A 23,970-nucleotide genomic window follows, 5' to 3' on the forward strand; every position below is an offset into this window, starting at 1 on the left:
GTAAATGAACATTTCGAGCTTGTAGTCGCCGTGCAATGCTTCACGAAGCGTAGTAGATGCTGAACAGGCTTTTACGGGAAGTTTGCGTCTAGGTGATAGGGACGGGAGCGGTTTGCAGCTACAATACCGCCTCGTTGAATAGACACCAACCCGTACTGGAATTCAAGATGTTGCGCATTACCGAATTGAAACTGCCGCTGGACCACGCCCCGGAAGAACTTAACGTCGCGATCGCGGCTTATCTGGGCGTGCCGGAGCAGGATATCCGCCAGGTCATCGTCTTCAAGCGCAGTTACGATGCGCGCAAGGGCATGATGAACCTGGCCTACATCGTCGACATCGACGTGGCCAACGAAGCGCGCCTGCTGGCCCGCTTCAAGTCCGACAAGCATGTGATGCCGACGCCGGACACCCAATACCACTATGTGGGACAAGCGCCGGAAAACCTGGAACGCCGCCCGGTAGTGGTGGGGTTCGGGCCCTGTGGCATCTTCGCCGCGCTGCTGTTGGCGCAGATGGGCTTCAAGCCCATCGTGCTGGAGCGCGGCAAGAAGGTGCGCGAGCGTACCAAGGATACCTGGGGCCTGTGGCGCAAGAACGTGTTGAACCCCGAATCCAATGTGCAGTTCGGCGAAGGCGGAGCCGGCACCTTTTCCGATGGCAAGCTGTACAGCCAGATCAAGGATCCGCGTCATCTGGGCCGCAAAGTCCTGACCGAGTTCGTCAAAGCCGGCGCGCCGGAGGAAATCCTCTACGTGGCCAAGCCGCATATCGGCACCTTCCGCTTGGTGAGCATGGTGGAAAAAATGCGCGCCGATATCGAGGCGCTGGGAGGCGAAATCCGTTTCCAGCAGCGTGTCGTCGACATCCATATGGAAGACGGCCCGGACGGGCGCAAAGTGGCGCGCGGCCTGACCCTGGCCAGCGGCGAGCAGATCCGCGCCGATCACATCGTGCTGGCGTTGGGCCACAGCGCGCGCGACAGCTTCGAGATGCTGCACGGTCACGGCGTGTACATGGAGGCCAAACCGTTCTCGGTGGGCTTCCGCATCGAGCATCCGCAGACCTTGATCGACAAGGCGCGCTGGGGCAAATACGCCGGGCATCCGCTCCTGGGCGCGGCGGATTACAAACTGGTGCATCACGCCAGCAACGGCCGCGCGGTGTACAGCTTCTGCATGTGTCCGGGCGGTCAGGTGGTGGCCGCCACCTCGGAAGAGGGCCGGGTGGTGACCAATGGCATGAGCCAATACTCGCGCGCCGAACGCAATGCCAATTCCGGTTTGGTGGTCAGCATCAGCCCGGACGACTACCCGGGCGATCCGCTGGCCGGTATCGCCTTCCAGCGCGAACTGGAGAGCCGCGCCTATGTGCTGGGCGGCGGCACTTACGAAGCCCCGGCGCAGCTGGTGGGCGATTTTCTGGCTGGCCGGCCGTCCACTCAGGTGGGCTCGGTGCCGCCATCCTATCAGCCCGGCGTGCATTGGACGGACCTGGCCGGGGCCTTGCCGGATTATTGCATCGAGGCGATGCGCGAGGCGCTGCCGGAGTTCGGCAAGAAGATCCGCGGCTACGATATGCACGACGCGGTGCTGACCGGGGTGGAAACCCGCACCAGCTCGCCGCTGCGCATCACCCGCGGAGATGACTGCCAGAGCTTGAACGTGCGCGGCTTATACCCGGCCGGCGAGGGCGCAGGCTACGCCGGGGGGATTCTGTCCGCAGGGGTGGACGGCATCAAGGTGGCGGAGGCGGTGGCGCAGGCCATTTTGGACGAACGTCGATAAAACCGGTTTTCAAGTTTCTGAGCCGGCTGCGCCGGCTTTACGCCCTGACGGCCCGCTTATGCGGGCCGTTGGCTTATGAGTTGAATTTGGCGCCGGAGCTTAGATCGCAGGCAGGCGTTTACGCCCTGCGGGCCGTAATGGCTTTGGAATGAACGGGGTGGTTGGAGCGCTGTCCGGCCGGCGTCGCTCCAGCAACAGCCAAAGGCCGACGGTCGCCATCATCGGCAGGTGTCCTGGCCCCGCGAGCAGCGGCGGCAGCATCCATACGCCGCAGGAGGCAACGCACCAGCCGCCGCTGGACAGGCCGTAGCGCAAGGCCGCCGCCGCCGCAGGCCAGCCGAAGGCGGGTAGTTGGGGCTGACGGTGGCAGGCTTGAAGGCAATGTCGGCGCGGCGGAGACGCTTGCCACAGCCAGGCCGTGCCGCAGGCGACGGCGAAGGCCAGCCAGGGCGAGGGGCTGAAAGTCAACAGCGCTAGACCGAACAGATGCAGCGGCAGCCCCGCCGCCAGCCAGACCAGCGCATAGCCGCCGAGAAACAGCGCCAAGGTCTGCGCCCGTTTGCGCGCCAGGCTGCGCAGCCACAGCAGCCGCAGCGGATCGGCCAGCAACGGCGACATCATCGCCAGCAGCATCAGCGACCAGGACGGCAGCAGCAGCGCCGGCGGATTCAACCACAGCGCGCTCAACACCGCCTCCCAGCCGCCTCCGGGGCGGCTGGGCGTCCAGACGCCGCAATAGCCGGGCGCGGCCAGTTGCCGCTCCAGGCCGATCAGACCGAGCCAGCCCAGGACGCTGGCGCAGCACAGCGGCCAGGGCAAGTCCCTGAACGCCGCGACAAGGGTTTTGACGGGCATGAGGCCCCCGGTGGCGGAAGGAGGAGGCCCGGCCGCGAGGGCGGCCGGGAATGAGCGCTTACTGGCCGTGGCGGTAGACGCTGATGCGGCCTATCGTCACCTCGTCGTCGTCCTCTATGTCGGACACCGGCACCAGTTGCACCCCCATCGGCGCCGTGTCCAGCGTTTGGTTTTGGCACATGCGGTCCACGATGTCGGTGATTTCCAGCGTCTGGCTGACGCCGTTGCCGCCGTGCTCGGCCAAAGAGGCCTTGCGCGCGCCGAACAACGCTATGGTGCCGGCCAGGTTCTGAGGGTGCTGCGCCGGGTCGGCGCCCTGAGGCAGGCCGACATAGACGTTGAACGTGCCGCCGTCCACTTTGCAGCGGATGTTTTCCAGGCTGAGAAAAACACGGTCCGGCTCTTGCGGCGCGGCGCCTGGCTGGGCCTTCAATTGGCTGGCGGCGGCTTGGCTGGCCTGGAAGCTGCTCAGCACCTTATTCTTCGCGTCGTTGTCCAGTTGCATCTGCGCGTGAACAGTGCTGTTGCCCAGTTTGATCGCCGCCGCGTTGGCGCCCAGCAGTTCGGTTTTCGGATTATTAGCCATGGTGCTTGCCGCTGCGATGTCGGGATGGATGGCCGCCAGCGTCTGCATGCGCTGCGCGACACGGCTGGCGCCGCCGAGAGGATCCGAAACGTCTTGGTAGACATAGTTCAGATTGGGCGCCTGAGTGTTGAGCACATCCTTGGCGACGAAGGTGTAACCGCTGCCGTTGGGGCGCGGCATCGCGAACTTGCGGTTGACCGGGCCCTCCAGCCAATTGTCGCTGCTGGGGTTCTGGTGGGCGGGGTTGCGGTTGAGCCATACCTGCCATAGCCGGTCGATATTGGAATGGTGAATCCAGAACACCGGGTCCAGGCCGGCCAGGTCCGGGTCCGACATCAAGCCGTTGCGGCCGCCGATATTGGTGTGCACCGGGTTGTGCGGCAGGTTTTCCAGCCCGCCGCTATTGCCGCCGCCGTGCCAGAACGGCGTTTGCGGCCCGCCGTAGCCCGGCGGGATGCCGCTGGCAGTGCCGACGAACTGCGCGTCTTTCAAAGCGGTGAGCTGTACGGTTTCCGGGCGCAGCGTGATGTGATTGGGTTGATTGTTCCAGCCGTAGCGTTGGGCCAGCCACAGCGGGTTGGCGCTGCCATTCGGCAAGGTCTTGGACTGGAAACAGGTGGGCAGGTCGCGCGCCTTGGCATTGGCGCTGTCGCTGTAGTTCCAGTAGGGCAAGGCCCAGTCGGCGGGGCCGCCTAGCTTGACGATCTCCGCCAGCACAATGGCTTCGAAGGCGGCCAGATAGCCGCGGTGCCAGGGCATGAAGTACCAGCTCTGGTGCTGGCATTGCCGCCAGTAGGTGTTCTGGTCGGCGGCGCTGGGCAGCGCTTCACCGGCTTGCAGGTAGCCGTGTTGCTGCCATAGCTGGGGGTCGAAGCCGTGAATGGCGGCCAGATAGCGCCAGCTGGTGGGATCCTTGATCGGCCGTTTCTGCATTTCCCCCACTGCGCGTGCGTACCACAGCACGATGGGGTCCCAGGGGTTGCTCATCTTCAAGATGTCTTTGCGGACGCGAGCCATGTCGTTCTCCTTGATGCGAACGCCGCTCCGGCGCGGCCGTGGCGGGAGGAGCTAAGGCTGGCGGTGAGGCGGTGTATTCGGATTAGCAAACCGCGACGGCTTCGAACTGTCCTAAAGAATGGTTTTTGTCTCGGGGCAACTACTTATTTGAAGCGGCGCTTGCAAGTGGCGGTCTGTATGCGCGGGAAGGACTTGAAAACGGGAGGAGCCGGCGCGTCGAACTGGTATCCTTGAGCGGTTTTGATTCGGATGGCAGACATGAAACGATGGCATTTCCTGTGGGGCGGCGGCTTGGCGCTCTGCTTCCTCTTGTCGGCGGCGCTGGCCGCGGCGGAGCCGGCCTACGGCCCTTTGTTCACCTTCAGCAAACAAGGCCGCACCCATTATCTGTACGGCACCATGCATGTGGGCCGTCCCGGCTCCGACGCGCCGGACTGGGGCTTGAAACAGGCGATGACGCAGAGCGAGGCCTTGGTATTGGAGCTGGATGTGGACGCGCCGGGCGCGTCGACCGAGGTGCTGGCGCTGGCGCAGCGAGCCGCCGCCCGGCAGTGGCGGCAACTGGGCCCCGACAGCCGGCGCTTGTTGCTGGCACAGTTGAGGCGGATCGGCGTTGAGCGCGCGCAGGCGCAGAGCCTGGCCCCTGCGATGTGGCTGATGCAGTTGACGCTGAACGATTATCAGCGGCTGGGTCAGGCGGCGCAAGAGGGCAGCGAGACGATGTTGCTGCAGATGGCGCGGCGGGCGTTGCGCCCGGTGTTGGCGTTGGAGACGACGGGCGAGCAGGGGCGCATGCTGTTTGAGATGTCGGCGGCGGCCTTGCGCGAATGGGTGCGCCAGACCGCGGATTGGGAGGACAAGCCTGAAGCGGAGCGTTACTATCGCGAGCTGATCGCCGCCTGGGAGCGCGGCGATCTGGACGCCCTGCAGGCCATGGTGGCGCTGCCGGGCTATCCGCGGCTCAGCGCCTGGACTCAGCATGAGATGCTGGACCGCCGCAACCTGACGATGGCGCGCCGCATTGATGAGCTGGCGTCTTCACGGCGGCTGTTGGTGGCGGTGGGGGCCTTGCATCTGGCCGGACCGCAGGGGCTGGTCAAGCTTCTGCGGCAGCGCGGCTACCAGGTAAGTTCGGCGCCGCGCGCGCCGTGAGCGGGCTTTAGCTCGCGTTTTTGAGGTTCTTGGGCCCGAAGGCGCCCGGCAGCAGCACTTCCAGCGTGGTGTCTATCAGGTCCTCGCCGTCGCAGATGGCGCGCACGCGCATGGCCGGGCCAAACTCGTTCAGTACCTGACGGCAGGCGCCGCAGGGCGGCGTGGGTGTGGGGGTGGGCGTGTAGATGCAGACCGCCAGCACATCCTGGATGCCGTGGTTGGCGCGCGCGGCGTAGACCGCGGTGCGCTCGGCGCAATTGGTCAGGCCGTAAGAGGCGTTCTCCACGTTGCAGCCGATATGGATCTTGCCGGCGCCGTCCAGGATGGCGGCGCCGACGGCGAACTTGCTGTAAGGGACATAAGCCTGGCGAGCGGCCAGGCGGGCGGCCATTTCCAACTCGGCCCATTGCTCGTTGTTGGGTGCGTTGCCAGTCATATTGCCTCCGTTGCTATTGGCGTGGCATGTTGCGCCGGGCGCGGCCGGGCTGTCAATATCCGGCCTGGCGCAAGCGGCCTCGACTGATCATTGGCGCAGGTGCGCTTGGCAATGCCGCGCCATCGCGTCGGCCAGCGCCTGAGACAATTCCGACTCCACCCTCCAGTGGTGCCAATACAAGGGAATGTCCAGATGCTGTTGCGGAAACAGATCGATCAGCCGGCCGGCGGCGATGTCGTCGTCCAGCATCAGCTCGGGCAGCAGGCTGTAAGCCAGGCCCTGGCGGGTGATCTCGACGAAGCCCTGCGGCGTGGGCACGGTCAGATAGGGAAAGCCGCCGTGATAGGACACGGTGTGCAAGAGAAACTCTCGATGCACATCGTCCTTGCGGCTGTACAGAATGGTGGGCGCGGCGGCCAGTCCGGACTCGGTGACGCCGTCCGGGAAATAGCGGCGGGCGAAATCGCGGGTGGAGACGCAAAGATAGCGCATGTGGCCGAGGAACAAACTGTCTCCGCCCTGAATCGGCTGCGGCCGGGTGCTGACGCAGCCGACCACATGGCCGGCGCGCATCAACTCGTGGGTATAGTCCTGATCATCCACCATGATGTCCAGCAGCACTGGCTGGCTGTCCAGCACCGGCCGCACCGCCGGCAAAAACCAGGTGGCCAGGCTGTCCGCGTTAACGGCGATGGCGAGAGTGGTGAACTCCTGCCGCGGACCGCTGGGCAACAGGGTGTTCATCAAATGGTTTTCCATCAGGCTGATCTGGCGGAAGTATTGCAGCAGCTGGCGGCCGGCCTCGGTGGGCTCGGCTGGAATGGTTCGGGTCAGCACCGGCTGGCCCAGCTGTTCTTCCAACTGACGGATGCGTTGGGAAATGGCGGACTGGGTCAGGAACAGCTTTTTGGCCGCCTTGTCGAAGCCCCCGGTTTCGGCTACGGCCGATAAGGTTTCCAGTTGTTTAGGATCAAGCATGTATTGACGTCCTCGCCGTGATAATTCCACGGTGTTTCTTGCCTTATCGCCGCCACCTATGGCATGTTGTGCTGCTTCGTCCGAACACGGACGGTGCAAAGGTTTGCCTGCACGCGGTGGCGGCATAAAAATAATTAGAGCGGCTGGCGGCGACGGTTCTGATCGGCTGGCGCCGGCGGCTCATGGCCAATGACAGGCATGTTGAAGATGCAAGCAGATAATAAGGCACTATTGGATGGCATGTGCCGTTTTATCGGGGTTCGGGCGGATCATATGGCGAAGCTTACCGTCCATGCTCCGCTCTTGTTGTCGCGCAAGGAGGCTTTGGGCAAGGAGTTTTACTGGTACGCGTTGAAATGCCCGGACACGCTGGCGCTGCTGAGCGAGCGCCTGCCGGGCGGCATCGACTCCCTGGTGGACGCCTTGTTGCAGTATTGCGAGCGGATGCTGACCCGTCCTGTGAGCGGCCGCGCCGCCTGGCGCGTGGTGGAGCAGGGGCGCTTGATGCGCCAACTGGGCGTGGGGCTGATGTGGGTGGTGGGCGCTTACGAGCGCTGTCAGGCGCATTTCCTGGCGCGGCTGGCCGAGGCCGGGCTGGATCTGGACGAGCTCGCCGCGCTGTCTAGGCTGCTGCGCAAGCGCATTTTGCTGGACCAGATGCTGCAGTTGCACGGCCACCAGCAGTCCTTGCAGGAAGCGGTGGACAGCAAGCACCGCCATTTGCAGACCATGTCCGGTTTGTACGCCACTCTCAGCGGCGTCAGCATGGCCCTGGTGCGCTGTTCCGAGCGTCGCGAGCTGTTTCAGGCGATTTGCGACGTTTGCGTCCGCGAGGGCGATTTCTCCCATGCCTGGGTTGGCCTGCTGGACGCCGAATCGCAAAGCGTGCGTCCCGCCGCGATGGCCGGCGCTCACGCCGAAGCCTTCATCCCCTGGCTGCAAGTCTCTGCGCATTCCGAAAGCCTGCATGGCCGCGGGCCCAGCGGTCGGGCCATCCGCGGCCTGGCGGTGCAGGTGGTCAACGATTGCGGCGAAGATCCGTCGATGCAGCCGTGGATGCGCGTGCTCAACGCCCGGAATGTGCGCAGCGCGCTGGTGGCGCCGTTGACCTTGCGCGAACAGGTGATCGGCACTTTATCGCTGTATTCCGGTTTGCCGGGCTTTTTCGACGATACCAAGGTGGCCTTGGTGGACACCATGGCGAGGGAGATCAGCCGCGCGCTGGAGCGCCAGGACGCGCTGGAGCGCAGCCATCGTGCCGAATCCGAACTGGCTTTCCTGTCTTTTCACGATCCGTTGACCGGCCTGCCCAACCGTCACCTGATGAAAGAGCACATCAACAAGCAGTTGCAGATCCGCCGCGCTAACGCGCAATTGGCGGTGCTGGTGCTGTCCATCGAAGGTTTTCACGAAATCAACGCCCGCCTGGGCCACGAGGGCGGCGACGCGGTGTTGTGCGAGGTGGCCAATAGGTTGCGGCGCTGCATCTATCCCTACGGCTACGTCGGCCGGGTGGGCGCCTCGCGCTTCGTCGCTTGCAGCGACCGTCACGAGCGCTTGGACCAACTGGTGGACAGCCTGATGGGCAGCCTGCAGCAGCCGGTGGATTGCATGGGCGTGGTGATTCACACTCGATGCAGCATGGGTATTGTGGTGGAGCCGGTGAGCGACCGCAGCGACGCCTCCGCGCTGCTGCGGCGCGGCGAGCTGGCGTTGAGCCGGGCCAAGGAGGCGGGCGGCGGCCATTGTCGTTATTACCATGTGACCATGGACGAAGAGATCCAGCACATGCACGCGGTGCGCAACGCTTTCGCGCAGGCCATCGCCCGCGATGAACTGGCGCTGTTTTATCAGCCCAAGATCAATCTGCGCAACAACCGCATCGAAGGCGTGGAGGCGCTGGTGCGCTGGCGCCGTGATGGCCGCTTGGAAATGCCGGGGGCCTTCTTCCCCGCGATAGAGAACACCGACTTGATGCGGGAACTGGATTGGTGGGTGCTGCGCGAGGCGCTGCGTCAGTCAGGCGAATGGCTGGCGGACGGCCGTCACATTCCGGTCAGCGTCAATCTTTCCGCCATCACTTTGAAGCACGAGGGCTTTGTGCCTGGCATCCAGGCTTTGTTGCAGGCTTATCCGCTGCCGGCCGGCTACCTGGAGCTGGAAGTGCTGGAGAGCGTGACCCAGCAGGAGGCGGAGCAGATCACCGCCAAGTTGGAGCATTGCCGCGATCTCGGCCTGTCCATCGCCTTGGACGATTTCGGTACCGGGGCATCCTCGCTGGTGCATTTGCAGCAACTGCCCTTCGACACCATCAAGATAGACCAGCGCTTTGTCCGGCTGCTGCTGGATACGCCGGGTAACGAGGCCATCATCCGCAGCATGGTGTCCTTTGCCCACTACACTGGCCGCAAATTGGTGGTGGAGGGGGTGGAAAGCCGGGCGATCTGGGACCGTCTGCTGGAAATAGGTTGCCTGGACGGGCAGGGCTACGAGATTTCGCCGCCGGTGGACCCTAAGCAGTTACCGGAGTGGATGGCGGATTGGGAGCGGCGAGCAAGTATTAATTCCACTTATATATAATAATTTTTATTAGTTTTACTTTGTTATGCCGCTCCTTTAGTCTGTGTTGAAAATTTCCGGGAGCGGCTTTTGTTCAATTTTAGCGTTTATCTGTCTGCCCTTGGGCTATCCATCGGGCAGATTGTCGGCATTGGGCCGCAGAATGCCTTCGTATTGCGGCAGGGCATAGGCCGCAGCCACATCCTGCCCATTGTGGCGATCTGCATTGTCGCGGACGTGTTTCTGATTGCCTGCGGGGTAATGGGCGTGGGCAAACTGCTCAATGCGATTCCCGGCTTCATTGTCACGGTGACCTGGCTGGGCGCGGGCTTCATCCTGTGGCTGGGCTATAAAGCCTTTCGTTCCGCCTTGACGCCTGGGGCGATGTCGCTGGCGGGCGGCGTGGAGAAAGATCGCAAGCGCGCCATTCGCACCGTGCTGGCGGTGACTTTGCTCAATCCCTATACCTGGCTGGACACCGTGGTGCTGATCGGCGGCGTGTCCGCCATTTATGGAGAGAGTGCCGCGCCATCCTTTCTGTTGGGCAGCCTCAGCGCCTCCGTGCTGTGGTTCGGCGCGATCGGCTGCTTCGCCGGTAAACTGGCGCCCCTGTTTCAGCGTCCGCAAAGCTGGCGGGTGCTGGACTGCGTCATCGGCCTGGTGATGCTGTTCACCGCGTTCATGTTGTTGCGCAATTACGGTTTCGAGGGGATGGCCTGAGCGGCTGGGATGGGAGTTGGCGCCTTATTTTGAAAGTGATGGCTTGCTTTTAAGCAACCCATCACTTTTTCATATGCCGTTAGTCGTGACAAGGTAATTTTTCACCGCTTATTTATGCATATGGAATTGCAAAATAATTTTGTAAATACCAAATCATTTACCATAACTAAATCTCCGTTGTGAACAACATAAGGAGAGTTAGTCATGAGAAGTCTGATCCAAGCCGGTTTGATTGGGGTTTCTGTATTGGCCGGCGCATCCGTCCAGGTTGCGGCCGCTCCGGTGAACAACAGTTACATCCAGTCCAGCGCCAACGAGATTCGCGGTTTTCTTGGCGGCTACGCGCGGCCGACGGTCTACGTCAACCAGTACGCTTGCCGCGAGTCTCAGCTGAGCGCGATGGCATGCGGGCCTTACACCATTAGTGTGGGCACAGGCTTCCTGCAGCAGCAGGAAAACAGCTATGGCAATTACGTGGCCAAGTTCATCCTGGCGCATGAATGGGGCCATTCCATCCAGTTCACCCACAATATCTACCGCCAGGCGCCGATGCAGGAGTTGCAGGCCGATTGCGTGGGAGGGACGTTCGCCAAGTACGCCGAAACCAATCTGCGTTATCCGAGCTTTATCGAGAACGCGGTGGCTTCGGCGCGCAACGCAGCCGATTACGGCGAACATGGCACACCGTCTCAGCGCGATTACTATTCGCGCTACGGCCACGCCAATGGCCTCAACGCTTGCCTGAACTCGATCTGATCGACGATGGGCAAGCGAGCGTGGGGGCTGGCCGGCGGGCTGGCTCTACTGGGCCTGGCCTGGGTCAGCCTGCCTGAGCCGGTTCGCGCGCGCTTGGGCCTGAGCGCTCCGGCCCCGGCGGCTTTGGTCGCCGGGGCGGCGGGGACAACCGCTCAGCCGGTCAAGAGGGAGGCGCCGGCGCGGGCTTACCAGGGGCTGAGCTTCGCGGTGGGCGACGGGCCGGCTCCGGCCGCCGCTCCGGCGGAGCCCTTGCCGGAGAGCCCGGCCGAACGCCAGCGCAAACAGGCTTTGCGCCAGCTGGGCTACGCCATCGACGAGCGCTTCTACCGGATGTCGCTGGCCGAGCTGCGCAAGCTGGCGGCCGCCGGCAATGTCCAGGCCTTGACTCACCTGGCTGAGCGCTATCTGTTCGAGCTGGACGGCAAGCCGCGGCGGCCGGACTTTGAGCCCGAAATGCGTTACCGCGAGGAGGCGCGCGCCGCTTTGCAGCAGGCGTACCGCTTGGGCAACCGTCATGCGGCGGCGATGATCTCGGAGAGCTATCTGCTGGAGCGGCAGCCCTTGGAGGCCGCGGCCTGGAACCTGGTGGCGCGGCGGGCCGGAGACACGTTGAGTGCGGACTGGTTTCTGACCACCAAGGACTACCGGCAGTTGAACGCCGGGCAGAAAGCGGCGGCGACGGAACGCGCGGAGCAAATCTGGCGCGAACTGCATCCGGGAGCGGCTGAGTCCAAAGGCTAGCGGTCGCAAAAAACCGGCGACCCCCGCAAGGGGGCCGCCGGTTTTTCGTTTGGCGAAGCTTGGCGTTTTAAATGCGCTCATCCACTATGCGCTGAAACGCAGTGGACTTTGAACTGGCTTTACTGAGCGTCAGCGGCCAGGCCGGCCACCAGATCCTCGCGGGTGATCAGGAATACGAAGCCGTCGCCGCTCTCGGTTTCCATCCACATGAAAGGCAAGGTGGGGAAGCATTCTTCCAGCATGTCGCGGTTATGGCCGATCTCCACCAGCAGCACGCCCTTGTCGTTCAGGAAGTCCGGCGCGCGGCGCAGGATTTCGCGGGTGGCATCCAGACCGTCTTCGCCAGAGCCCAAAGCCAGTTCCGGCTCGTGCAGATATTCCGGTGGCAGCGCGTCCACCGATTCGGCGTCGACGTAGGGCGGATTGGAGATGATCAGGTCGTACTTTTCCTCTAGGCCCTCGAACATATCGGTGTGGATCAGCTGCACGCGCTCGTCCAGGCCATAGTTCTGCACATTGATGGCCGCCACTTCTAGCGCGTCCAGGGAAATATCCACCGCGTCGATTTCCGCGTCCGGATAGTGGTGCGCCAGTTGGATGGCCAGGCAGCCGGAGCCGGTGCACAGGTCCAGCGCGCGCTGGACCAATTCCGGGTGTTCGATCCACGGTTGCAGCGGCTCGCCCAGCAGCTCGTAGATGAAGGAGCGCGGCACCAGCACGCGCTCATCCACGTAGAAGTTGAAATCGCCTTGCCAGGCTTCGTGGGTCAGATAGGCCACCGGCACGCGCTGCTCGGCGCGGCGCTCGATCATGTCGACCACGTCCTGGACCTCGGTGGGCAGCAGCTTGGCGTCGAGGAAGGGCTCGAGCTGATCCATCGGCAGCTTTAGCGCGGACAGCGTCAGGTAGGCGGCTTCGTCGTAGGCGTTCTGAGTGCCGTGGCCGTAGAACAGACCGGCGTCGTTGAAACGCGACACGGCGAAGCGCAGCAGGTCGCGCAAGGTGTTGAAGCTGGATGCAGCCTGGGCGTACATGGTTTTCCTTTCAATACAACAGGGACATGGCTGCGGCCATGTCCCCGGCGGTGTTGATTCGCGCTCGCGAGGAGCGCGGGCAATGCCTTTGAACGGCGGGCGTCAGAACGGCAGCTTGGCGTCGGTGGCGGTGCCCAGCACACGGCGGAAGTCGCCCTTGATGCGCTCCAGCGCCGCGTCGTTGTCGGCCTCGAAGCGCAGAACGATCACCGGCGTGGTGTTGGAGGCGCGCGCCAGGCCGAAGCCGTCCTTATACTCCACGCGCAGGCCATCCAGGGTGTTGACCTCCTCTGCGCCGTCGAAGCGGGCGGAAGCCTGCAGCTTGGCGATCAAGGCGTGGTTTTCGCCTTCCTTGGCCATCTTCAGGTTCAGCTCCGGCGTGGACACCGCATTGGGCAGCGCATTGAGCAGCTCGCTTGGGTTTTCCACGCGAGACAACACTTCCAGCAGGCGGGCGCCGGCGTACATGCCGTCGTCAAAGCCGTACCAGCGTTCCTTGAAGAATACGTGGCCGCTCATCTCGCCGGCCAGCAAGGCGCCGGTTTCCTTGATCTTGGCTTTAATGAAGCTGTGGCCGGTGCGAGCCATCACCGGCACGCCGCCGTTTTGCTTGATCCACGGCTTGAGCAGGCGGGTGGACTTCACGTCGTAGATGATCTTGGCCTTGGGGTTGCGCTCCAGCACATCGGCGGCGAACAGCATCAACTGACGATCCGGCCAGATGATGGTGCCGTCCTTGGTCACCACGCCCAGGCGGTCGCCGTCGCCGTCGAAGGCCAGGCCGATTTCAGCGTCGGTTTTCTGCAGCGCGTCGATCACGTCCTGCAGGTTTTCCGGCTTGGCCGGATCCGGGTGGTGATTGGGGAAGTTCCCGTCCACATCGCAAAACAGTTCGCGCACACGGCAGCCCAGGCGGCGGAACAGCACCGGGGCGAAAGCGCCGGGCACGCCGTTGCCGCAGTCCACCACGATGTTGAGCGGGCGTTCCAGCTTGATGTCGGAGGTGATGCGGTCCAGATAGGCTTCGGCGATGTCGTGGGTGCCGTAAGCGCCTTCGCCGCTGGCGAGATCGCCGTCGACGATGCGCTGGTACAGTTTTTGGATGTCGTCGCCAGCCAGGGTGTTGCCGGCCAGCATCATCTTGAAGCCGTTGTAGTCCGGCGGGTTGTGGCTGCCGGTGACCATCACGCCGGACACCGAGCCCAACTCATGGGCGGCGAAGTACAGCATTGGGGTGGCGACGCGGCCGACGTCGATCACGTCGACGCCGGCGGCCTGGATGCCTTCGGCCAGCGCTTGGCACAGGTCCGGGCCGGACAGGCGGCCGTCGCGGCCTACCACGATGGTTTTCACTTTGCGGGACTTGGCTTCGGAACCGATGGCCTGGCCGATCTGGCGGGCTACGTCGTTGGTCAGGGTCTTGCCGACGATGCCGCGGATGTCATAGGCCTTGAAGATATCTTTGGACAATTTGCTCATGGCGTTCTTATGCAATCGAAATGAAGGATGGGCGCGGAGCGACAGCGCTCCGCGTCGGAAATCGGGGGCTCAGGCGGCCAGCGCGGCGCTCAGGCTGATCAATTGGTCCAGCTTGGCGCGGGCTTGTCCGGAGTCGAGCGCTTCGCGCGCCATGGTAACACCGTCGGCCAGGGTAGGGGAAACGTCGGCCGTGTAGATGGCGGCGGCGGCATTGAGGCAGACAATGTCGCGCGCGGGGCCGGTTTCGCCGTCCAGCACCGCCAGCAGGATGTCGCGAGAGGCGGCTGCGGTGTCTGCCCGCAGTTGCTTGAGTTCGGCGAAATCCAGGCCCAGTTCGCGCGGATCCAGCTGGTATTCCTCGATCTGCCCGTTCTTTAGTTCAGCCACCATGCTGGGGCCGGACAAGGTCAGCTCGTCCAGGCCGTCCAGGCCGTGCACGATCAGCGCGTGGCGGCTGCCCAATTGTTTCAGCACCCGAGCCTGAATGCCCACCAAGTCCGGGTGGAACACGCCCATCAACTGATTCTCGGCGTCGGCCGGATTGGTCAGCGGCCCAAGGATGTTGAAGATGGTGCGGGCGCCCAGCTCTTTGCGGATGGGCGCCACATGGCGCATCGCAGTGTGATGGTTGGGCGCGAACATGAATCCGATGCCGATTTCGTCGACGCAACGGCCCACTTGTTCGGCGCTCAAGCTCAGTTTGACGCCCAGCGACTCCAGTACGTCGGCGCTGCCGGAGCTGGAGGAGACTGAACGGCCGCCGTGCTTGGCCACGCGCGCGCCTGCCGCCGCGGCTACGAAGGCGGAGGTGGTGGAGATATTGAAGGTGTGGGATTTGTCCCCGCCGGTGCCGCAGGTGTCTACCAAGTGGTCGCGCTGGCTGATGGGCACCGGGGTGGCGAACTCGCGCATCACGGTGGCGGCGGCGGCGATTTCCAGCACCGACTCCACCTTGACGCGCAGGCCGATCAGGATGGCCGCGGTTTGCGCCGGCGTCAGTTCGCCGCGCATGATCTGGCGCATCAAGTCCAGCATTTCGTCATAAAACAGTTCGTTGCCGTCGATCAGCCGGTTCAGCGCGGCCTGCGGGGTAATCATCGGGAAGTCCTTTTGCTTGCGTGGGCGGCGCCGCGTGGAGGCGCGCCGTCCGGAGATTCAATGGCCGGCGTGCGCCGCCAGCTGGGAGAGGCGCTGCTCGATCAGGTCGGCGCGGCAGGCGGCTTGCGCCTGGTCCGCGCCGTTGCCGCTGGCGTAGCTGCTCGCCACCCAGCGGCATTGCTTGTCCAGATAGGTCTTGAAGGCGCGCTTTGATTGGCTGAGCGCCAGCCGGGCGCGGTAGCGGTTGCTGGTGATATGGTCTAGCTCGCGCATCGCGGCGGAGGCGCGGTTTTCACTTTGAGTCAGTTCGGCTTCGGCTTTGCTCAGCCGCTGTTGCAGGCAGGCGGATACCGCCGGAGTCTGCGCCTCGGTCCGCATGCAGTCGTCCAGCGCGCCGGCCTGCGCCGCGCTGGACAGCGCCAGGGCGGCGCTTAGCATCAACACCCTCTTCATCAGGCGAACTCTTTCAGGAAGTTGTCCAGCATCGCGTGGCCGTGATCGGTGAGGATGGATTCCGGGTGGAACTGCACGCCCTCGATCGGCAGCGTTTTATGGCGCACGCCCATGATCTCTCCGTCGTCGGTCCAGGCGGTGACGTCCAGACAGTCCGGCAGCGTCTCGCGTTCGATCACCAACGAATGGTAGCGAGTGCAGGTCACTGGGTTGGGCAGGCCGCGGAACATGCCGATATCGCGGTGTTTAACCGGCGACACCTTGCCATGCATCAGTTGTTTGGCGTGGACGATGCGGCCGCCGAAAGCCTGGCCTATGCCCTGATGCCCCAGGCACACGCCCATGATGGGCAGCTTGCCGGCGAAGTGCTGGATGGCCGGCACGGACACACCCGCCTCGTTGGGCGTGCAGGGGCCGGGCGAGATCACCAGGTATTTAGGCTGCAGCGCTTCGATTTGCTGCAAGGAAATTTCATCATTGCGGTACACCTTGACCTCTTGACCCAGCTCGCCGAAGTATTGCACCAGGTTGTAGGTGAAGGAGTCGTAGTTGTCGATCATCAACAGCATGATTGGCTTAAGTCCTTGATTTTGCTGTGGGCAAGTGACTTGCCGTGTGTTTGATACCCCCGTTTGTACCCCCAAATGGTTTTGCTGGGCTTTTAAGACTGCTGCTGGGGGTTGGGATGAAAAACACTATACCGGATGATCGGGCTGTTCGCAGCACCTCATCAAAACGGTTTGGCCGGCCTGCCGCCCAGCACCGTCTTATACCTCTCTTTAATATCGCAACCCGCAGCAATGCCACCTCCGCCATAGCATCCACGTTGTCGACTCAAACTGCCGCCCGTCTATCAGGCAATCGGGTCCAGGTCCGTCGCCGCGGCCAGGCGGCGCTCCGCGCGGGCCAGATCGACAACGGCCTGGATGGCGGCCCTGGCTTGCGGGCTGTTGTGCCAGCAGCTGGAGCCCATCATGTCGGCGATCTGGCGCGTCAGCAAGGCCGGGTCCTGGTCCGCCAACTGCGCCAAGGAAGAAAAGCCGATTTGCTCCAGTCTGGACACAACGGTGGCGCCCACGCCTTTCAAAGCCACCATCTTGTTTTTTTCATCTGAGCTGAAACCCATGCGTCCTCCCTGTCTTGATTGCGATCCACGCCACAGGATACACGCGCCGCGCGGTTTGAATGATAGGGCGCGGATATATTTCGCATCAGGGGATTTGCCGTTCTTACTCCCAACTCATCGCCCAGGCGTATAGCGCAATCATCATCATGACCTCCATCATCAGGCTGCCCAGTATGAACAGCAGGGGCATGAACAGCAGCGAGCCGTAGTGCAGCACCAGGGCGGCGGCGAAGTAATGCAGCGGAGCCTCAAGCAGCAAATAGGCCAGGGAGACCCCGGTGAGGGCAAACTTGTGCCAGAGCGGTTTTTCCAGCACGTGAAAGGTCAGCGCGTGCACCCAGGGCATCAAAAACAGCAAGGTGAGCACAAATGTCAGGCAGGAGCTGTGATATTCGGGAAGGGAGTGGTTGAAGGCCGCCGGCAATAGGGCAAAGTAAACGCAGGAACAGCCATGGATGATGACGAACAAGCGCAGCAAGTAGCGCATCGGCATGTTTTCCGGGCTGACCAAAAACGACAGCAACAGCAGCAGCAGGCCGGCGAGACCGTTGCCCCACCATTGCCAGAACGAGGGCACCGAGGCCGGCAGATCCAGCCACGGCAACAATAAGCCCGGTATTTGTCCGTTCAGTATCTCCAGGCTGGAGAGCTGGGCCGGCACGCCGGTAACCGCTATGCTCCATTGCGTGACGAGCCGCCATAGCGCAAGCGTTTGCGGCAGGAAGGCGAGCAGCAACAGGTTGAACAGCAGCGGAATGCCGAGGATCTCCAGCCAGCGAAGACGTTGGAAGGATTCTGTGCGCATGGCCCGGTGCAGGGAGATGAGTTCGCCCCCATGGCCGGTGTGGCGCAGCGCCTTGAAATGTTTCAGACGTTCTTGAAGGCTCATGGCAGGTTCCAGAACACGGCGGTAGTGATGCCGGTACGCTCGTAATAGGGGCTGTGGTAGCGTTCAACGGCGGCATGGATGCCCCAATGCGTGCCTATCCACTCCCTCCAGCTCAGTTGATAGAGCTGGCTGTCGAAGCTCTGCTTGGGCTGATTGACCCCGATTGGCATATAACCCTCGCCGCCAGCGTTGATGGCCAGAGTGATCAGGCGCCAGCGGTCGCGCCCATAAGTCACCGCGCCGTAACCCTGCATGGAGCTTACGCTGCCGGGGTTGCTCAAGGTGCGGTGCACGCCGCCTTCCACGACCCAGGGCGCGTCGAAGTAATAGGCCATGCCCAAGGTCAGAATGCGGTCGCTATAGCCTTGGCGATTGTCGTTGTAGGCCAGGCCGAAGGTGGTGACCAGATTGCGGTTGGGCAGCCATTTCCGGTTGATGGCCGCGCCGTAGTGGGTGCCGGGCCAGAAGGTGCCGCTGCTGCTGCGCCCCAACTCCAGCCTGCCGTACCAGTCCGGGTTGATGTCGTGGTTCCAGCCGCCGTTCAAGGCCATGCCCCGTTCGCCAAAGCGGCTGTCCTGCTCTGCGGTCCAATCGAAGACGTTGCCGGCGTCGGTTTGCCAGACGCCGGACAGATAAACGCCATCCCAGGCAGGGTTGTTTCCGGTGAGACGGGAGTGTTGCGCGCCGATCTCGATGCTGCGCGCCCATGAGTACGGCTCCGGCGCTGACGGCGGGGACTCTGTCTCGACATCTGCGGGAGCGGGCGCCGTTTCCGGCGCATCAGGGGCCGCCATCTCGTCGGCGTGCGCTTGGCCGGTAAGACACAGTGCCCAAAGGCAGATTTGCGCTAGTCGTTTACTGAGCATGGCGGCTCTCCAAAGTGTTGCTCGCTGTTTGCACGTATTCAAATCTAAGGTCCTGCCCGGATCGGGCGGTGATTCGCCAAGCGTCCGGCAGCGCTTCGATATCGGCCTGGCCGGACCGCAGCACGGGCGGCGTTGGGGTTTTGGGCAGCAGCCAGCTTTGCCGCGCCAAGGTCTTTGGGTTGTGCGCGCTTACGCTGATCCAGGACGCGTCCCGGCCTTCCGCCGGCGCGGCTTGCCATTGGGTCAGTTCTCGTTGGGACAGGAAACGGGACAGCTCGGTCATCGTGTACCAATGAAACACGCCCTGTTTGCCCAAAGTCCGGGTTTGGGCCAGCCATTCGCGGACGGTTTGCTGATAGAAATAGACACCCGGAGGGTGAAAATAAACCAGGCGCGCCACACGCTGTTGCACCGCGAAGCGTGTCATGTCCTGCAGCCAAAGCGTCATCTGGGCGCTGGGCAGTTTATTGCGCACGGCTTCTTCGAAGGAGGCGATGCCGCCGTTGGCCGATACCGGGAAGGCCCAGGGCCGGCCATGCATGTTGGCCGGATCGATATAGGCTCGAGTGGGCCCCATGGACAGGTCGCCCACGTAGTAATAAGCCAGCACGCCGTGCTGGCGCAGCCAAGCGGTTACCCAGTCCGGATGGTGGCCGTTGGGCGCGGAATACTCGGTGAGAGGTTGTTGGGTGAGCTTTTCAAGATCTTTCTTGTTGTTGGCGAGATAGGGTTCCCATCGTTTGCCGTTATGTTCATTGATGTTGAAGGCGAAGTAGTTGTGCGCCCAGCCGCCGTGCGCGCCGATTTCGTAACCCCGCTCGCTCAAGCGACGAACCCAGTCCTGAGCCTTCGGGTTATGGGCGAGGTCCATGCCTCGGTGGTCTCCGGGCTGATTGGTGTCCGGCCCGGTGGTGAAATGGACGGAATAAGGGCCTTGCTCAAGAAAACCCAGTTTTTTGAGCAAGTCCAGATAGGGAATGGCGTTGGCGTCGTCGACGTGCCAGTTCATTACCAGCCCGCCCACGCCGTCCGGCACGGAGGCTAATTGGGGCAGATGTAGAACTTGGCTATTGAAGAAGTGCAGGTAGGATTGCAGCCACAAACCGTCGGTGCGTATTTTGAGAAAAGTGACCGGCAGGTTGACGAACAAGACCTTGCCGCGGCCGTAATCGCGCACGCCGGCAATCAAGGTGCCGTCCGGCCCTTGAGCCAGCACGCGTCCCGGGAAGCTGCCGCGGGTCGCCAGGTAGCTGAACGCCGCCTGGTCGTAACCGTAGGTCGAGGCTTGCAGCAAGGCGGATTTGCCGTCCGGATAGGGCTGGAAGCGGCCGGGCGTGATGCCCAGCTCGGCAACGGCGGAGGGCGGCATCAACATCAAATCTCTGCGCACCATCTGCTTGCCCAGCTCCCGGTACAGCAGATAGTCCACGCCCACCAGGCGCGAGAGCGCCGGTTTGTCCAAAAAGCGGCCGCCGGCGTTTTCGCTGGCGGCGTCGTAATTGATCCATAGAGCGCCGCCGGCCTGCACGTACTCCTCCAGCACTCCGGTCAGCGCCGCATCGACATAGCGGTGTATCGTGTCCGGCAAGATGATGCCGCGGAGACGAGCGCGTTGCTCCGGTTCCATGTCCACCAGTTGACTGGCGGTGATTTGCATCATCGCCACGCCGCCTTCGCTGGCGGCGTCTTGCCATGCCAGCGAGTATTTGCCGCTGGCCGGTTTGTCCGGCAGCAGCAAGGCGATGAAGGCTTGAGGCGGTGGCGTTTGTTTTGCGCGCAAGCTGTGCCAGATCGCGCTTGCCGCCAGTATTAGCCCCAGCAGCAGGATGATGAACACCCAGCGGGGGCATGATCGAATCTTATTCATTTTTCCAACCTTTGTTCTTGCTCCGCCGTTGTGGCCAGACGGCGCTCTAATCCTTGAAAAACCGCCTCCTCCAGCACATTCCAGCGCGGCGTTCCTCGCGCGGGCGCCGCCTTCTGCAACCAGGCGCGCGCGGCGTCCTCCCGGCCGTCTCTTAACGCGGCCAGGGCCAGCACGCCCCATGGGAAGTCCAGATGCGCCTTGTCCTGAGCAAGCCAGGGCCGGCCTTCGCCCTGCAGCCAGGCGTCGAAGGAGGCTTGCCCCGGCATCGCCGGCATGCCCTCCATTTTGGGGAACAGTTGCGCGGCGGCTTCCGGGTAGAAGGCGACAGGGGGAAGGTCGCGGCTGGCTACGCGCCAGCGTCGGGTTTTCGTCTCCCAAAACGCTTTGGGAAGCGCTGCGGCCAACTGCCGCATCCTCCGGCAACTGGCGCCTGTTCTGGCGCAGTCGTCGCGCAGCGCGGCGTAAACTTCGACGTTGTCCATCAGGTAGCCCAGCTTGACGCCCGCGGCATAGTCATAAATGCCGCTGCGGGTTTGCCTCAGCCGCCACAGCGCCCGCCTGGCGCGCGCCAGCGATGCCTGAAGCGGCGGGGGCATCTCCTGTTGTCCATACCGCCGGCTCAGCAGGGAAATCCACATGGCCAGCGTGGAGTCGTCGGCGTCGGCGTCGGCCGTTCGGCGCCAGGCACCGTCCGTTTGGCGCTCGAAGCGGGGAAAGCTGCCGTTGCGCTCCTGCCTGGGCGCCAGCCACGCCACCCAAGCGTCCGTGGCCGGAGCGATGGACAGCCCCAGCTCCTCGGCCGTCAGCAAGGCTTTCATGGCGAAATAGGGGTCGACATGGCGTCCATGCGCTTGCAGCAGAATGGCGCCGTCCTCGTCCTGGTAGCCAGGCAGCTTGAATGCGCTGTCCGCGGCTTGACTTGTTCCGCAACACAGGGCCAGCAGTAAACATAGATGCTTCATCGGCCGCGTACCTTGCCGCGGATGCGAGCCCAGATAGTGCCGTGAGCGATCAGGGGCGGCGTGAGCAGCACCAAGCGCGAGGAAACGGTATTGGGCGAGTCCGGCGCGCCCAATACGGAGTGGGCGCCAATGACGACAATCCGGTCGGCCACAACCGGGCCCAGCAAAAGACAGTTCTCGCGGCAGATGATGGAGTCATCGGAAACAACGGCGCCGTCCACGACCACTCCTCTGGCCAGGCGGACGGGTCCGCTGGCTTTGACGCTGCCCTCGATCCGGCAGCCGGGGCCGATGCTCAAGCCGCCGCGCACCACCAAGTGTCCGCGTAGCAAGCTGTTTTCCGGCAGCAGGAAATCGCCGTCCATTACCGCGCGGCGCATTTCCGCGTTAAAGGGGTGGGGCGTTTCCAAACTTTCGATATCCACCTCTCGCAGCGGCGTGGCCGGGGGCTGATGGCGCGGGGTTTCTCCCATGCGGATGGTTGCCGCCTGGAGGCGTTGGAAGCGGACAGGTCCCGAAATATCCAGCGTGTCCTCCGCTACGGTGCGCCCGAACAACAGGCTGTCCGGCTCGATGCGGACGTTCCGGGCGCCGGCCCAACGCAGAATCGAACTGCTCCGTCCCAGGTTCAGATCGCCGTCGGCCAAGACGCTGCGCAGGATCACGCCAGGACCGGTGACGACATTGTCGTCGCAATGGATTTCTTTCAGGAAACTGAAGCGCGCCGGAATGCGCAACTCGCCGGCGGCCAAGACCTCCTCGTCCACGACCGGGCGGTTTTCCGGCCCGATGGCGTCCAGGCGAGCGTTCCAGTCCTGCCGCCGCTCGCCCAAGTCCAGCGTTTCCAGCCGTTGCCGGTAGTTGCGGGCGAAGACGTCGGCGGTGCCGGTGTGCAGCCGGTTGATGCCCAGCGCGGAGGCGTCGGTCTTGCGCAGCAACTCCAATAGACCGGGCAAGAGCGGCAGCGCGATCAGCGGCGCCACGCCAAGCACGTAAAGTATGGCCATCATCCCGGCTGTCTCCGATACCGCTTGGTTTTATCCCAATGCAGCGTTCTGTTTTTCTTGAAGGGCTCGACCAGCGACTGCTGCAGCGTGGCGCGGGAAATGGTGACCAGGCTGACCAAAAAGCCAAGAATGGCGAAAGGCAAAATACGCAGTCTTTTGCCGTTGCCGTCCAGATAGCAGGCGGCGCCGATCTCGAAAAAGGCGGCGAAATTGCCCATCGCGCTGTAGCAGACCAGGGCCAGGATCAGCAGGAGGCCAGGGGATGGCAGCATGCTGTCGAAAAAGAACAGCACCAAGGTGATGGCCCAGCCGAGCAGCAGCAGCGGAGACATGGCGTAAGTGCCCAACAGCAGGAGCCCGTCCAGTTTTTCCCGCCGCTGCACTCCTCGGGTGCTCAGCAGACGGCCGACATGCCGCGCCAGCGCCTGATTATGGCCGCGCGTCCAGCGCATCAATTGCCGGATGCGAACCGGCCAGCTCTCCGGCACCTCCTCGTAGCACTCGGAGCGATTGGTGTAGACCGTGAGCCAGCCGCCGATCAGCAGGCGGTAGGTCAAATCGGTGTCTTCCGCCAGCACGTCGTCGTGCCAGCCGCCGACGCTGTTGAGCGCGGCGACGCGTATGCCGCCGACCGTGCCGCCGTACTGCGGCACCAGCTTCATATTCATCCTGGCCTGCTGGTCCACCTGATAACCGCCCGCGCGTTCCATGTCCAGCATGCGGGTCAATAGGTTGGCGCCCGGGTTCAAGGGCACCACGCGGCCCATCACGGCGCCGACTTCCGGATCGAAAAACGGCGCGATCAATTGTTTGAGCAGGCCGCGGCTTGGCAGGTAGTCGGCGTCGAAGACGATGAAAATCTCGGTGTCGATCAAGGCCGTCGCATCCTTCAGCGCCGCGGCTTTGCCGGGTTTGCCCTGGGTGCGGTGAAACGGCTTGATCGCGTCCGGTCTGCGCGCCGCGATGCGGTCTATGATGGCGCGAGTGCCGTCCGTGGAGCGGTCGTTGACGGGCATGATGATCATTTGCCCAGGCGGATAGTCGGACTCAAGCAGCGCCTCCATCGCATCGGCAATCACGGCCTCTTCGTTGTGCGCGGCGATGAAGACTGTGACCTTGGGCCATTGCGCGGTTTCAATGTCCAGATAAGGATGGCGCTGGTGGCCGAACAGCCGGTTCAAAGTGAACGCCATATGCCGCGCCGCGTACACCACGACCAAGAGCACCACGCCGTAGAGCATGAAGCTCAGCGCGCGCAAAGGCCAGATGAACGGCGTTGCGGTTTCGCGCCGCAGCAGGGGGTCGTCCTCCTGGCTGACGGTACGGTGACGGGCTTCTTCGATCTGATCCAGAATCAACTGCTGGGTATGGCGCAGATCGGCGTTGTCCGAGGCCCCCTTGATGCTCACGGTGGGGCTGACAGAGGAGGGGCGTTCGTCTGGGTCTATGGGCAGAGCCGCCATGGCGGCCTGGCTCTCCTTAGACGTGGCCGCGCCGTGGCGATGCGGGTGGCTGGCGGCCGGTTTGGACGGATCCACGGCGGACCAGGCGGGGTAGCAGCACATCAGCAGGATCAGCCAGAGTAGGAATCGCGGGGGCATG

The 23,970-nt window shown here is 63.3% G+C and carries 22 protein-coding genes; 6 read left to right on the forward strand and 16 right to left on the reverse strand.

Translation table 11 applies throughout. The features are described from left to right. The first annotated feature begins 167 nt into the window (after positions 1 to 167). Entirely contained in the window at positions 168 to 1,787 is a 1,620-nt protein-coding gene (locus DXT74_RS14280) for an NAD(P)/FAD-dependent oxidoreductase (protein ID WP_019100676.1), read from the forward strand. Positions 1,788 to 1,886: 99 nt separating this feature from the next. Here the strand turns inward: DXT74_RS14280 and DXT74_RS14285 are convergent, their stop codons facing one another. Both DXT74_RS14285 and DXT74_RS14290 read right to left on the reverse strand, forming a co-directional pair. After that, complete coding sequence (locus DXT74_RS14285) at positions 1,887 to 2,642, reverse strand: DUF2182 domain-containing protein (protein ID WP_194426278.1); 756 nt, start codon at positions 2,640 to 2,642, stop codon at positions 1,887 to 1,889. A 58-nt stretch (positions 2,643 to 2,700) separates the two neighbouring features. Then, the gene (locus DXT74_RS14290) at positions 2,701 to 4,245 is read right to left on the reverse strand and encodes a tyrosinase family protein (RefSeq protein ID WP_194426280.1); all 1,545 of its coding nucleotides are present in this window, start codon (positions 4,243 to 4,245) and stop codon (positions 2,701 to 2,703) included. 258 nt (positions 4,246 to 4,503) lie between these two features. Between DXT74_RS14290 and DXT74_RS14295 the strand changes: the two genes are divergently transcribed. Next, on the forward strand, positions 4,504 to 5,397 hold the full coding sequence (locus tag DXT74_RS14295; protein ID WP_194426282.1) for a TraB/GumN family protein: 894 nt from the start codon (positions 4,504 to 4,506) through the stop codon (positions 5,395 to 5,397). A 7-nt stretch (positions 5,398 to 5,404) separates the two neighbouring features. Here the strand turns inward: DXT74_RS14295 and DXT74_RS14300 are convergent, their stop codons facing one another. Next, positions 5,405 to 5,833, reverse strand: coding sequence for a cytidine deaminase (locus DXT74_RS14300; protein WP_019100671.1), 429 nt, complete (start codon positions 5,831 to 5,833; stop codon positions 5,405 to 5,407). Positions 5,834 to 5,920: 87 nt separating this feature from the next. Then, on the reverse strand, positions 5,921 to 6,811 hold the full coding sequence (locus tag DXT74_RS14305) for a LysR family transcriptional regulator ArgP (protein WP_043631641.1): 891 nt from the start codon (positions 6,809 to 6,811) through the stop codon (positions 5,921 to 5,923). A gap of 207 nt (positions 6,812 to 7,018) precedes the next feature. On the opposite strand from DXT74_RS14305, the gene DXT74_RS14310 reads away from it, so the two are divergent. The 4 genes from DXT74_RS14310 to DXT74_RS14325 all read left to right on the forward strand — a co-directional run bounded on the left by DXT74_RS14310 (position 7,019) and on the right by DXT74_RS14325 (position 11,587). Beyond that, positions 7,019 to 9,391 carry an EAL domain-containing protein gene (locus DXT74_RS14310; protein WP_043631986.1) on the forward strand — a complete coding sequence of 791 codons (2,373 nt, stop codon included), beginning with the start codon at positions 7,019 to 7,021 and terminating at the stop codon, positions 9,389 to 9,391. 69 nt (positions 9,392 to 9,460) lie between these two features. Next, complete coding sequence (locus tag DXT74_RS14315) at positions 9,461 to 10,090, forward strand: LysE/ArgO family amino acid transporter (RefSeq protein WP_019100668.1); 630 nt, start codon at positions 9,461 to 9,463, stop codon at positions 10,088 to 10,090. Positions 10,091 to 10,294: 204 nt separating this feature from the next. Further along, positions 10,295 to 10,846, forward strand: coding sequence for a hypothetical protein (locus DXT74_RS14320; RefSeq protein WP_081556980.1), 552 nt, complete (start codon positions 10,295 to 10,297; stop codon positions 10,844 to 10,846). Between the two features lie 6 nt (positions 10,847 to 10,852). After that, entirely contained in the window at positions 10,853 to 11,587 is a 735-nt protein-coding gene (locus DXT74_RS14325) for a hypothetical protein (protein WP_114153420.1), read from the forward strand. A 119-nt stretch (positions 11,588 to 11,706) separates the two neighbouring features. On the opposite strand, the gene prmB is transcribed toward DXT74_RS14325, so the two are convergent. From prmB to DXT74_RS14385, 12 genes are all read right to left on the reverse strand, one after another. Beyond that, positions 11,707 to 12,621 (reverse strand): 50S ribosomal protein L3 N(5)-glutamine methyltransferase, encoded by a 915-nt coding sequence (gene prmB, locus DXT74_RS14330; RefSeq protein WP_114153421.1) that lies wholly within the window; start codon positions 12,619 to 12,621, stop codon positions 11,707 to 11,709. Between the two features lie 102 nt (positions 12,622 to 12,723). Next, positions 12,724 to 14,100, reverse strand: a complete 1,377-nt coding sequence (locus DXT74_RS14335) for a phosphomannomutase/phosphoglucomutase (protein ID WP_194426284.1) — start codon at positions 14,098 to 14,100, stop codon at positions 12,724 to 12,726. A 69-nt stretch (positions 14,101 to 14,169) separates the two neighbouring features. Next, complete coding sequence (trpD, locus tag DXT74_RS14340; protein WP_043631657.1) at positions 14,170 to 15,198, reverse strand: anthranilate phosphoribosyltransferase; 1,029 nt, start codon at positions 15,196 to 15,198, stop codon at positions 14,170 to 14,172. Between the two features lie 57 nt (positions 15,199 to 15,255). After that, positions 15,256 to 15,651, reverse strand: coding sequence for a lysozyme inhibitor LprI family protein (locus DXT74_RS14345; protein ID WP_194426286.1), 396 nt, complete (start codon positions 15,649 to 15,651; stop codon positions 15,256 to 15,258). Beyond that, positions 15,651 to 16,220, reverse strand: coding sequence for an aminodeoxychorismate/anthranilate synthase component II (locus DXT74_RS14350; protein WP_043631660.1), 570 nt, complete (start codon positions 16,218 to 16,220; stop codon positions 15,651 to 15,653). Before DXT74_RS14350 ends, DXT74_RS14345 begins: the two co-directional genes overlap by 1 nt. Positions 16,221 to 16,504: 284 nt before the next feature. Then, the gene (locus DXT74_RS14355) at positions 16,505 to 16,777 is read right to left on the reverse strand and encodes a hypothetical protein (RefSeq protein ID WP_081574533.1); all 273 of its coding nucleotides are present in this window, start codon (positions 16,775 to 16,777) and stop codon (positions 16,505 to 16,507) included. 103 nt (positions 16,778 to 16,880) lie between these two features. Further along, the gene (locus DXT74_RS14360; RefSeq protein ID WP_194426287.1) at positions 16,881 to 17,666 is read right to left on the reverse strand and encodes a hypothetical protein; all 786 of its coding nucleotides are present in this window, start codon (positions 17,664 to 17,666) and stop codon (positions 16,881 to 16,883) included. Then, positions 17,663 to 18,532: a YaiO family outer membrane beta-barrel protein gene (locus DXT74_RS14365; protein WP_194426289.1), complete on the reverse strand. Its 870-nt coding sequence runs from the start codon at positions 18,530 to 18,532 to the stop codon at positions 17,663 to 17,665. Before DXT74_RS14365 ends, DXT74_RS14360 begins: the two co-directional genes overlap by 4 nt. Beyond that, entirely contained in the window at positions 18,522 to 20,399 is a 1,878-nt protein-coding gene (locus tag DXT74_RS14370; RefSeq protein ID WP_194426290.1) for a polysaccharide deacetylase family protein, read from the reverse strand. Before DXT74_RS14370 ends, DXT74_RS14365 begins: the two co-directional genes overlap by 11 nt. Next, complete coding sequence (locus DXT74_RS14375) at positions 20,396 to 21,361, reverse strand: hypothetical protein (RefSeq protein ID WP_194426291.1); 966 nt, start codon at positions 21,359 to 21,361, stop codon at positions 20,396 to 20,398. Before DXT74_RS14375 ends, DXT74_RS14370 begins: the two co-directional genes overlap by 4 nt. Then, on the reverse strand, positions 21,358 to 22,371 hold the full coding sequence (locus DXT74_RS14380) for a hypothetical protein (protein WP_081555810.1): 1,014 nt from the start codon (positions 22,369 to 22,371) through the stop codon (positions 21,358 to 21,360). Before DXT74_RS14380 ends, DXT74_RS14375 begins: the two co-directional genes overlap by 4 nt. Continuing rightward, positions 22,368 to 23,969 (reverse strand): glycosyltransferase family 2 protein, encoded by a 1,602-nt coding sequence (locus tag DXT74_RS14385; RefSeq protein ID WP_196783764.1) that lies wholly within the window; start codon positions 23,967 to 23,969, stop codon positions 22,368 to 22,370. Before DXT74_RS14385 ends, DXT74_RS14380 begins: the two co-directional genes overlap by 4 nt. Position 23,970: the final 1 nt, after the last annotated feature.

It is taken from the genome of Chromobacterium sp. Rain0013, from assembly GCF_015291765.1.
Classification (GTDB): Bacteria; Pseudomonadota; Gammaproteobacteria; order Burkholderiales; family Chromobacteriaceae; genus Chromobacterium; species Chromobacterium haemolyticum.